The sequence below is a fragment of the Anaerococcus lactolyticus S7-1-13 genome (assembly GCF_000758765.1).
GTDB lineage: Bacteria > Bacillota > Clostridia > Tissierellales > Peptoniphilaceae > Anaerococcus > Anaerococcus lactolyticus.
This window is the reverse complement of the sequence record NZ_JRMW01000004.1, coordinates 1-8,470: the sequence shown is the minus strand read 5'-3', so window position 1 is coordinate 8,470 and position 8,470 is coordinate 1. Positions and strand designations below refer to the sequence as shown.

General features: G+C 29.8%; 8 protein-coding genes and 1 pseudogene. All 9 read right to left on the bottom strand.

Going from position 1 to position 8,470, the window contains the following annotated elements; translation table 11 throughout:
• Positions 1–341 (bottom strand): hypothetical protein (locus tag HMPREF1630_RS00195; protein WP_037325924.1); only part of this gene is annotated, 341 nt, incomplete at its 3' end.
• Positions 342–541: 200 nt separating this feature from the next.
• Positions 542–1,333, bottom strand: a complete 792-nt coding sequence (locus HMPREF1630_RS00190; protein ID WP_052039332.1) for a Cof-type HAD-IIB family hydrolase — start codon at positions 1,331–1,333, stop codon at positions 542–544.
• A 144-nt stretch (positions 1,334–1,477) separates the two neighbouring features.
• Positions 1,478–2,626, bottom strand: coding sequence for a galactonate dehydratase (gene dgoD, locus HMPREF1630_RS00185; protein ID WP_037325920.1), 1,149 nt, complete (start codon positions 2,624–2,626; stop codon positions 1,478–1,480).
• A complete protein-coding gene (locus HMPREF1630_RS00180; RefSeq protein ID WP_037325918.1) occupies positions 2,627–3,991 on the bottom strand; it encodes a PTS galactitol transporter subunit IIC in 1,365 nt (454 codons plus the stop codon).
• 3 nt (positions 3,992–3,994) lie between these two features.
• The gene (locus HMPREF1630_RS00175) at positions 3,995–4,279 is read right to left on the bottom strand and encodes a PTS sugar transporter subunit IIB (RefSeq protein ID WP_037325916.1); all 285 of its coding nucleotides are present in this window, start codon (positions 4,277–4,279) and stop codon (positions 3,995–3,997) included.
• 9 nt (positions 4,280–4,288) lie between these two features.
• Positions 4,289–4,744, bottom strand: coding sequence for a PTS sugar transporter subunit IIA (locus tag HMPREF1630_RS00170; RefSeq protein ID WP_037325914.1), 456 nt, complete (start codon positions 4,742–4,744; stop codon positions 4,289–4,291).
• Positions 4,745–5,362, bottom strand: coding sequence for a bifunctional 4-hydroxy-2-oxoglutarate aldolase/2-dehydro-3-deoxy-phosphogluconate aldolase (locus tag HMPREF1630_RS00165; RefSeq protein WP_037325912.1), 618 nt, complete (start codon positions 5,360–5,362; stop codon positions 4,745–4,747). It abuts the gene before it with no gap.
• Positions 5,363–5,375: 13 nt separating this feature from the next.
• A complete protein-coding gene (locus HMPREF1630_RS00160) occupies positions 5,376–7,373 on the bottom strand; it encodes a BglG family transcription antiterminator (protein ID WP_037325910.1) in 1,998 nt (665 codons plus the stop codon).
• Positions 7,374–7,727: 354 nt separating this feature from the next.
• A pseudogene (tnpA, locus tag HMPREF1630_RS09290) lies at positions 7,728–8,197 on the bottom strand (IS200/IS605 family transposase).
• Positions 8,198–8,470: the final 273 nt, after the last annotated feature.

Below are 8,470 nucleotides of genomic sequence, written 5' to 3'. Positions count from 1 at the left end.
ACTGTTTCTACTTGCCAACCATAGGTTTTGTAGTCTTCATAGGATGTTTCGCTTAAATCTTCTAGGTCAAATTCTTTTTGGATTAGACTTATGCCGTCGGAGTATTTTTCTGTTAGGGCTTGGTAGGCTTCATGAGGATCTTTAAAAACTGCCATTCCGTTTTTGTCTGCCCCTATGTCAAATCTCTGATCTATTTTCAAATACTTTTCTACATCTACATTCCCCTGAATATTGCCTGTTCCTGCCTTGTATTCCTGGGTGGCAGGATTTTTGACTTTGCCTTGAGATGAGCAGGCTGTTAGTATCAATATTAGGGCTATGATTTTAATTATTTTTTTCATAGGATTCTCCTTTCAGCTTTAAATTTAAAAACATTTTTTCTTTCATTATATATATAATTTTTTCAAACTTCCATCGTTAAGATCCCATCCTATCTTTAGAATTTTCCGAGAATTTTAATCACCTTGGAAAATTCCATCTAATAACTTAAAATCTAATTTATCTCAAAACAATTATAATTAAGTTACATAAACATAAGTCATTATGAATTTATAACATAATTTTCTAAAAAATCTGCTATTCCATCGTTATCATTAGTTAAGCATATAAAATCTGCCATTTTTTTAAGATTTAAACTTCCATTTTTCATTGATACGCCACACCCAGCTTTTACAATCATTTCAATATCATTATCACCATCACCGAAACTTATTGTATCTTCCATACCTATTCCATAATACCTTCCTATCTCACCCATACTAACCCCCTTATTAATACCATAGGGTATACAATCTATAAATTGTGGCATAGAACGTACTGGATTTATTATCTTGTTATACTTTTCTTTGATTTTTTCATAATTTCCTATGATTTTCTCAGGGTTAGCTGATAATATGATTTTATTTAATCCATCCCCTACCCAGTCTTTTAAGTCTTTAACTAAAAGGACTTCTATTTTATTTTTTTGATGAATTAAATCAACATCATATGTATCAATTTTTTCAATCATTATTTTATTATCTTTATATAACATATAATCTATTCCTATTGACTTGCTAAAATCCATCAAATCTTTTAGAACATCTGAGTTTATTTTATGTTCATAAATAACTTTATTACTACATAAGTCAAAAACATGAGCACCATTCGAAGATGAAAGAATTCCACTTGTACTACCTTTAAAAAGTTCTCTTGCAACATGAATAGAACTATAATAATCTCTGCCTGTTATGATTGCCATTTTATGACCTTTATTCATAACTTCATATATAACTTTTTTTGTTTCTTTACTTATTTCATTATTAGAATTTAGAAGTGTGCCATCTAAATCCACACAAATTAACTTTTTTGTTATAATATACTCCTCATACTGAAATGAAAATATTTTTATATTAATTTTATATTTAAAAGCTGACCTTTATAAGGTAGATTCTAAACCTAGACTTTAAAGATCAGCTTTTACAATGTATAAAATTATTTACCACTCGGCTATTGTTCCATCATAATGTTTCCATGAAGGATTTGTCCAATTAAGTTTTTCTTTAGATACTTCTTCTATCAAGTCTTCATTTAGTTTTATTCCTAAACCCGGTTCCGTTGGAATATCAACATAACCATTTTTGTAATGAAATATTTCTTGATTATCAACAAAATCTAACAAATCGAATCCCTTATTATAATGAATTCCAAGTGATTGTTCCTGAATAAATACATTTGGGGTACATGTATCAATCTGTAGAGTTGCCGCAAGAGCTATAGGCCCATAAGGTGCATGTGGTGCAACCGCCATATCTAATGCCTCAGCTGTTGATGCTATCTTCTTTAATTCATTTATTCCACCAACGAGGGCAACATCCGGTTGTATGATATCAATAACACCCTCATTAAAAATATTTTTGAATCCCCATCTTGTGTATAACCTTTCTCCAGTTGCAAGTGGTGTTGATGTTATACTTGCTATTGTTTTAAAAGAATCTTCATTCTCTGGTAATACCACCTCTTCTAAAAACATAGGTCTGAATTGTTCAAGCTCGCTCGCTAATACTTTTGCCATAGCTTTATGAACTCTACCATGGAAGTCTATTCCTATATTTAAATCCATTCCAAATTTTTCTCTAAGAGCTGACACCCTTTTTATAACAGCATCAATTTTCTTGAATGAATCAATATAGTGCAATTCTTCTGTAGCATTCATTTTAATAGAGTCAAATCCTCTATCAACTCTATCCTGTGCTTGATTTACAACATCATCCGGTCTATCTCCACCAATCCATGAATATACTTTTATCCTGTCACGAGCTTTTCCACCTAACAATTCCCATACAGGTACATTTAAAGCTTTCCCCTTTATATCCCATAGAGCCATTTCAAATCCTGAAACAATGGTTCCTTGAATTGGACCACCTCTAAAAAATGACCTATGCATTTCTTGAAAAAGTCTTTCAATCTCAAATGGATTTCTTCCAATTAAAGTTCTTTTACCAATCTCATAAGCTCCAGCAATAACTGTTTCGGTCTTTGTTCCAGAAATCATTTCTCCCCAACCATTTATACCTTCATCAGTTATAACCTTAACAAATATCCATCTTGGTTTTACTTCATAAATTTTAAAATCAACTATTTTCACTTAATTTATCCCCTCATTTTGTGCTTTTATTCTCTTGAAATTTCTATATTTTCTTTCAGCAAAATAAAATATAATAGCTACAACTATAAGGGCTACTGGCACTCCAATTACTGGATTTTGTAGAAATGCTTCATATACTAAGAAACTTACTGTTAGTGAAACAGAAGCAAATGATGTAATAAGACCACCACCGAAATCTAGTCCTGTTGAGACTGCGAAGTCAGTTAATTGAGGAGAGGTGATTGTTCCTGCATATAGTATAGCTATAGTACATGCTAGACCAATAATTAATGACTTAAATAGATTTCCTCTAGTCATTGCTACTACAAGAGCAACCCTAAATGTAATGACTGCTAAATCAGCAAAAGGCATTACTCTATTTCCTGGTAAGAAAGCTGAAAGTATAACGGTTATTGGTATAAGAATAAGCGCTGTTGTTATTACAGTACTATCACCGACAACTACTGCGGCATCAAGTCCGATTAAGAATTTTCTATTCTTAAATTTCTTTTTTGTAAATTCAGTAGCAGCATTTGAAATAGGCATCAAGCCTTCTACAAACAAGGCTGTCATTTTTGGTATCAATACCATTACTGCCGCCATATGAATACCTAGATTAATAATATCAGATACATTATATTTTGCTAGTATACCAACGAATACTCCAAGAATAAATCCTAACATAGTTGGTTGCCCAAATACACCTAAATACTTATCAGCATTTTCAACATTAAAATCTATATTCTTAACACCAGGAATCCTATCTAAAATCCAATTGAGAGGGTATGCAATAACAGCTGATGATAAAAATGACATTGTTGGCAAAGAAACATTAGGTATTTGAAAATATTTTTCAACAAGTGGACTTGTCCAATCTGCCAATTTAAATGTAATTATTCCCATTAAAATAGCTGATATTATAGCTAACAATAAATTTCCAGTAACAAAGTATAACAAACAGCCGACTATAGCCATATGATGATAATTCCAGATATCAACATCTAGAGTATCAGTTAGATTGAAAACTAGCATGACAATATTTGTCAAGAATATGGTTGCTATTATTATCGGTATAATTGGGGATGCCCACGTTACAGAAGCTATCGCTCCCCAGCCTACATCAACAATATCCAAGTTTAGTCCAAAATTTTCAACCATTGCTTTAGAAGCTGGACCTACATTAGCCGCCAACATATCAACAACAAGTTTAATACCAACGAATCCTATAGCAACCGTAATGCCGGATTTAAATGCATTACTTAATTTCATACCAAACACTAAACCAATAATTGTTATAATCACTGGCAACATTACATATGGACCAGCTCCTAACAAAGTATTAAAGATATTATATAAAACGTTCATTTATTAGTTCCTTTCTTTTACAAACTCTACTATTTCTTTAAGTTTCTCTTCTTCTCCAATTCCTGTTAGCAAAGGCATTCCTCCAATGATAGGTTTATTAATTTCTTGAGTATACCTTCCAGTAGTAACTATTAAATCATAATCTGCAGCTTTTGATGGTATCTCCATTAGCTTACATTGAGTTACATTAACATTTAAATTTTCTTTCTTAAGAGCCTCCTTGATTTTTAAAGCAACCATTGTTGAAGTTGCCACACCATTTCCACACGCCACTAAAATATTTGTCATAAAATCCTCCTATAAATTTTTGTTTAATAATTCTAAAATTTTTTCTTCACTTACTGACAGATAAAGTTCTTTTAAAAGTTCTTGATTTTGAACTAGGTTAAATACCTTTGTTAAGTATGCTATATGATTATCGGGTTCATCTATAGCTAACATTATAATTATAGAAACTTCTACATCTTCTGTTGGTTCATCCATTTTTTTAAACTTAATTGGATTTTTAAGAATTCCAACTGCTATAGATTTTTTATTCACAAATTGATAATCACAATGAGGTATTGCTACATTTATTTCGCCAGTGTACAAGCCTGTAGGATAAATTTCTTCTCTCGAAAGAACCTCTTTTACATAATCTTGTTTGACGAGACCTTTTTTGTATAGCTCACTAGCTAATGTATTGATCGCATCTTTATAATCCTTTACATCCAGATTTTTAAAAATAAGATCTTTGTCCAAATAACACTCCATTTATACCTCCACATTTTCTATAAATTTATTTAAAGATAATTTTAATCTTTCCATATTCATATCTTTTATATCTTGCTTTTCGAAAATACCGCTGCCGATTCCTAGATAATTACATTTATTTGCCAAAAATTCTTTAGCATTATCGCCATTTACCCCACCTACAGCCATGAGTTCTAAATTTCCTAAAGGTGCCTGAATATCTTTAAAAAACTTTGCCCCAACCGCAGTTGCTGGGAAAATTTTTACTATATCCGCTCCATACTGAAACATCTTATAGATTTCACTTGGTGTCATAGCTGCAGGAACACAAACTACGTCGTTCTTGTTACAAAGTTCAATTGCTTCTTTAGACAAATTAATAGGCGATAATATAAAGTCTACTCCACTTTCAATACTACTCATAACTTCTTCTATTGTGCATACAGTTCCTGCACCTACGTTTAATTCTGGAAAATCTTGTTTTATCTTCTTTATGCTTTCATATACATCTGGCGAATTCAAAGTAACTTCTATGCTATTAATTGAAGAACTTATCAAAGTCTGAGCTACACATTTTATTTGCTCATAACTATAACCTCTTAGAATAACAGTAACTTTAGATAATTTTTTTTTGCTCAATTTTACCTCCTTGTTATTTTTCTTGAATAAATTTCTTTATTAAGTGTTCTACTTCTATTGAATCTTTAGCCCTATCTAGGTGCTCCATAAATTCTTTGTTATTTATCAAATTGTTAAAATCAAATAAAGCTTTAATATAATTTTTCTTTTCATTTGCAGCGAGAGCGCATACATATTTTATAGGATCTAATTTCCCAGCATCATAAGTTACTGGATTCTTTAATCTTATTAGCGAAAATCCGGTTTCCTTTACATCTTCCGAAATTTCTGCATGGGGAAGAGCAATTCCTTTTTTTATTACTATATATGGTCCATAATCTTCAACATTTTTTATCATATTATCAATATAATTTTTACTAATTTTATTGCTTTTTAAAAGAATATCCCCAGAAAGCCTTATCGATTCTCTCCAATCCTTTGCATCTACATCAAGAATCACATTATCTCTCGTTAGGTAATAGTCTATTCCTTTTGCATCTAACTCTTCAACATAATTATTATCGAGGCTATTAAATATAACCTTGGAATTCTTAATACTCTTTATTTTTCTTAACTTCTTATGCCCTATTTGAAATATTAATGATGTTATTAATGTTGCATCTTTTTCTGTAATCATAGGTGATACTTTTATATAATCTGATGTCTCTGCTGAAAGACTTACCGTAGATAATATCAAATCAGATTTATTAATAAATGAATCATTAAGTTGTCTACTTGTTATTGTTTGAATATTTTTAAATCCAAATAAATCTTTTAGCTTCAACAACATCAATTGACTTGTTCCTATTCCCGAATTACATACTATAACTATCTTTAATTCCTTAATAATTTGATTTAACAATTTTTCTATAGAAATATATAAATAAATAATTATATAATAAATCTCGCTATCATTTAATGATTTTTTAAAATAATCATCTGAATTCTCAAGAGATTCTCTCACAACATCATATAATCTTTTATTATTAACAACTAGATTCAATATTTCCTCATCGTAGTCGATAGGATTTCCGATGTGATTATTGTTTTTCATCCTTTCAATATGAAAAGATAAACTTTCATAAAGCTTATAATCCATGAACAAAGGTATATTTATTTTCTCTGAAACATAATCAATAATATACCTAGTCAAAAATTGTGACTCAATTGTATTTACAACTTGGTATCCTATATACTTATATTCTAAACTTTCAATCAAGTCATTAATCATCAAAATTTCCGAATCATTTATTTTGATTTTGTATCTTTCTTCCAATATATTAGCAATATCTTTACTTATATTCGATATTCTAGATTCTAAAAAATCGACCTTTAAAACTCTGTTATTTCTTATCCTGTGTGTTATATAAATTAAATAATTATACAATGTTCTAAAGGAATCTTCTGAAAATATAATATTATACTTATGTTCAATCTTTCCAATAATTTCATAAATATAATTTTTTGTTTCCAAATATCTAGAGAAAATTGGTTCTTTGAAATTAGTGTTTTCTATAATATTTATTAAATAAAAATAGTGCCCTATAATATTGTAGAAAAGATTTCTAATATTAATTTCTTTTCCTTCAATTAACAATCCTTTTCCTGGAGAGGTATCTAAATTTAAATTATAATTTTTAATTTTTGATTTAATTACGTCAATATCATTGAATACAGAAGATTGAGAAACTAATAATAAATCAGATATATAAGTAGTAGTTACATAATCATTAGATACTAAAAGTATATATATTTCTAATATAATTCTTTCGTTGTTATCTAAAATATAACTGTTGAGATTAATAGTTTTTAAAGTGTCACTAAAAATCCCAATATTGTCATACATTAAAGATCCATTTTTTATAACCACTTCATTATCTGTAAATTTTTTTAAGTAATTGTTTATTTGAATAAGATCATTTCTTATAGTTCTATCCGATACTTTAAATTCTTCTAAAATAGAAATCATTTTTATTTTATTTTTTAAAGTAACTGACCTTAATATCTCTAATCTTCTTCTATTAATACTCATATCCCCTCCTTTCTAATATCAGTATATTATATCAGCTAATTTAAGACAATAGGAAAAGCTTCCAACTTGTGGAAACTCTTTACTATATAATGTTAATTTTTTATCAATCCGCTATGAAATTATCAATCCATCGTGGTTTTTCAACAATTTAAACAACTACAGTTTGATAGTATATTAATATATCTTAAAAATGTCGTATTATTAATAATGAATAAAATTCACCAATCAAAACTATCAGCTTAGCTGGTAGTTTGCACAGCGCCTATAAAGCGCGAATACCGGCACGCCCCTATTGGGGCTGTCGAGTATTCTATCACATGCACCACTTTCCCAACTACTGCTTAAGCAGTTTTTTTATTTGTTTTTATTTACTGACTCTCCCGTAAACGGGTCACGGTATTCCTTTATACTTATTTGGTCAGCATAATAATCTTCTTTTAATTGATTTTGTATATATTCTTTTATTTTCTTTTCATTTCTGCCTACTGTATCCACATAGTATCCTCTACACCAAAAGTGTCTATTTCCGTATTTATATTTTAAGTTAGCATGTCTATCGAATATTATCAGAGAACTTTTCCCTTTTAAATATCCCATTATTTGTGATATTGAATATTTTGGTGGTATTTCTACCAACATATGGACATGATCTGGACATAGCTCTGCTTCTACTATGTTTATTCCTTTTCTTGAACATAATTCACGAAGTATGCTCCCTATATCTTCCCTAGTTGTCTATATATTACTTGTCTTCTATATTTTGGCGCAAAAACTATATGATATTTGCATCTCCAGCTTGTATGTGATAAAGTATTTTTATCCAAGATTACCTCCTTGTTTAATTGTGCATGTGATTATCACAATTATACTTTAAGGAGGTTTTCTTGGTTCTTGAAGCTAAAGCTAATTTCCTCCACCTGAATAGCAGGTGGTTTTTTGTTTCGCTCTCTTTCGTTCGCTCAACTCACTTAAGTGGACAAAAAAACTGGTCTCCGACTCATATCGGAGACCAGTTTCATTTGCTTTTATAAACCTTTAGAACCTTACCTTTTCTATGGTAGACGCCTTAGCTTCTACTCAAAACTATTTTCATAAAT

Excerpts from the sequence above, each read along its gene's own strand:
- HMPREF1630_RS00180 (WP_037325918.1), bottom strand. The coding sequence starts at position 3,991 with ATGAACGTTTTATATAATATCTTTAATACTTTGTTAGGAGCTGGTCCA.
- HMPREF1630_RS00175 (WP_037325916.1), bottom strand. The coding sequence starts at position 4,279 with ATGACAAATATTTTAGTGGCGTGTGGAAATGGTGTGGCAACTTCAACA.
- HMPREF1630_RS00170 (WP_037325914.1), bottom strand. The coding sequence starts at position 4,744 with ATGGAGTGTTATTTGGACAAAGATCTTATTTTTAAAAATCTGGATGTA.
- HMPREF1630_RS00160 (WP_037325910.1), bottom strand. The coding sequence starts at position 7,373 with ATGAGTATTAATAGAAGAAGATTAGAGATATTAAGGTCAGTTACTTTA.